The organism is Aurantimonas sp. C2-5-R2 (assembly GCF_036549495.1).
GTDB classification, from domain to species: Bacteria; Pseudomonadota; Alphaproteobacteria; order Rhizobiales; family Rhizobiaceae; genus Aurantimonas; species Aurantimonas coralicida_A.
Genome location: NZ_JAZHLJ010000234.1, coordinates 1 through 1,223, shown reverse-complemented (window position 1 = coordinate 1,223; position 1,223 = coordinate 1). Strand labels below are relative to the sequence as shown.

General features: G+C 67.6%; 1 pseudogene. It reads right to left on the bottom strand.

Annotated elements, in window-relative coordinates:
• Positions 1-67 precede the first annotated feature (67 nt).
• Positions 68-1,223, bottom strand: a pseudogene (locus VQ044_RS25220) (Ti-type conjugative transfer relaxase TraA); the annotation flags it as partial.

Genomic DNA, 1,223 nt, shown 5'->3' with positions numbered 1-1,223 from the left:
CGGGGCGCAAGAGGGTTCGGGGAATCGTCGCGGCGCCGGATGGAAACGGCGGCACATAGGACGGTTCTCATATCCCGATCCCCCTTCCTCTCCCGAGGTCGAGACCGTGAGAGAGGGCGAGGGCCGCGCCGAGTCGGCGGCCAGCCTCCATGTCGATGCCTAGCGCGGCCTTGCGATTAGCGAGCAGGGATTCCAGTTGCGGATCGCGTTCGAGGCTTTTCGCCATGTCGCCCAGCGCCGACCGCGTGACCTTGTAGCCGAACATATCGCCCGCCTGGTATTGGCGCTGACTGGTGCGGTCGAGCTTCTGCCAGCGCTCGACAAAGCGGTCGGCGCGGCGGCTGGGATCGGTGCGGATTTCGGTTTCGAGCTGGAGCGCCCGGATGGCGCGGTTGACCTTGCCTGCACCTGCCTCTCGGGCGAGGTCGGGCTCTTTCACGTAGGCTGCTTCCGCATCGCGCCAGCCATGAGGCCGCACGCCNTGGCGCGGTTGACCTTGCCTGCACCTGCCTCTCGGGCGAGGTCGGGCTCTTTCACGTAGGCTGCTTCCGCATCGCGCCAGCCATGAGGCCGCACGCCCTCGAAAGCCTTGCGAGCGTCGGAAAGTTTCCGCATCTGGTCCGGGCGTCGCTTGCCGCCCGCATCTTCGGCGCTGAATATCGCGTCCACCGCGCGGGCATGACGGATGAGCGCATCGGTGCGGGCCTTGCGCAGCGCCGCCTCCGGGTCCGCCGCCACGGCTCTTTCCGGCGCATCCGTCGTTCGCCGGACCTTTGCCGCAGCGCTTTCCCGTACCGGCCCCTGCGCTTTGCCAGCGCCCGGCGACGGCGCTGCCTGGAGGCGCATACCGTCGAACATGCCACGCACCTTTTCCGGCACGACCTTACGCACGATCTCCGCGACACGGGCGCGGAAAGTGATGCCGCGCCGTTCGGCGTAATTCCGCGCCGGGTCGATCTGCTCGTAGTCGGATGCCATGTCCTTCGCGCGGTCGCGCGACAGGGTGTGAGCGAGCCGGTCCTGACCGGCGAAGTCGTCGCGGCCATAATGCAGGTCAATGCCGTCGCGGTGCCGGGACAGCGCGACATAGCTGCCGTGGGCGTCCAGGCCCGGTGTCGCCAGCACATGGGTGCGATCCACCGTCATGCCCTGCGCCTTGTGGATCGTCGCCGCATAGCCGTGGTCGATGCGGTCGTAGTCCTTCAGGTCGAATGAGATACTGC